Raw genomic sequence first — 1533 nt, 5'->3', positions numbered from 1 at the left:
GCCAAAACACGCTTTTCTCTCATCGCAATTATAACACTGGACCTGGTGCGGCTGCAATTGTTCTAAATGCCGAAAGTCCAGGAGCGGGCAATATGGTTAGGTGGAATATTAGAAGTACCCAGGGTCCAAATGATATTGTAGAGTGCCCTACGCCACTTTATGATGAATGGCATCACTATGCTGGGGTAGTAAGTCTGGATAGTGTTTACCTGTATCTAGACGGTACACTGGTTGATGTTGTTGATAATACTCAAACTGGATCTTATGATGTTGGTGTAAATCTTGTTGAAATTGGTCGTCACTACCATTCAAGTGATTGGCCTGGTGGATATTTTAACGGTTATATGGATGATATGCGCATTTGGGGTACTGCATTGGATGCCGAAAAAATTGAGTTGGTTAAAAATAATGAATGGCAAGCCCTTCAAGATACCCTCCTTGCCCATTGGGATTTTGGAAACAACGATATATCGGATATCAGCTTAAATGGAAATGATGGTACGCTCATGGGTGAGGCCAGAGTCGTAAACTTAGACACAATCGAATTTGAATATGGACTTAGCCTATACTTGGATGGAATTGATGATTACGCAAGTTTAACAGCCCCAGTCATTCACTCAACTGAATTTACTGTAGAGGTATGGGCAGTAATGTTCGGTATTGGTGGTGGAACAGATAGTCACAATTCACTATTCTCGCAACGAGATTACTCGACAGGAACGAATCACTCAGCTATTCTTTTGAATGCAGAAAATTATCCTGCTGGTAGCATCAGCAAATGGAATATTCGCAGTACCCAGGGGAATGAGAACGTTATAGGAGCACCTGCACCGGAGTATGGGGCATGGCATCATTATACTGGAGTAGTGTCAGAAGATAGCATACGCCTATATATCGATGGAATCTTAGTCTCATCCGGTGAGAATACACAATCAGGTTTATATGATTATAGTATTGATGATATAGATATCGGCCGCCACTATCATTCAAGTTCTTATCATGCTGGTTACTTCAACGGATATATGGATGATTTGAAAATATGGAGTAGTGCACGGACTACAGACCAGATTCAAGGTGACATGTTTAGTCAACTCAGTGGTGGTGAGAGTGACTTGGCAGCCTATTATAATTTTAACACCGGTGCAGTAGAAGACCTTTCCCTCTTTCAGAACAATGGTGAATTGCTTAATGGAGCTTTAATCCAAGAGGCAGAGTTGGATCAAGATCAATGTGTGGTTATGGGAGATGTAAATGGAAATGGATATGTAAATGTTTCTGATCTACAATTGGTCCTTAATTATGTCATTGACGGACAAACTGCTGGTATAAATCTACTCTGTGCAGATATGTCTGGTGACGAATTGATCAATATTTCTGATTTAATTCTCCTCGTCCAACTCATATTAGGTAGCTAGTATCGACAATTAAATAAGCATACTACAACATCATATTAGCTTGAGTACTTGAATTTAGAATGGTCAATGCTGAATAAATAGTTCTGGATGGTTTTGCTATCTTTATCGGTTAGTGTAA

At 40.1% G+C, this 1533-nt stretch carries 1 protein-coding gene; it reads left to right on the top strand.

All coding sequences use genetic code 11. From position 1 onward, the window contains the following. On the top strand, positions 1 to 1415 hold a 1415-nt coding region (locus U9Q77_13400), incomplete at its 5' end, for a LamG-like jellyroll fold domain-containing protein (GenBank protein ID MEA3288352.1). Positions 1416 to 1533 lie beyond the last annotated feature (118 nt).

The organism is Candidatus Neomarinimicrobiota bacterium, from assembly GCA_034716895.1.
Lineage (GTDB): Bacteria > Fidelibacterota > UBA8477 > UBA8477 > JABMPR01 > JABMPR01.
This window is presented reverse-complemented; position numbering and strand designations above follow the sequence as displayed.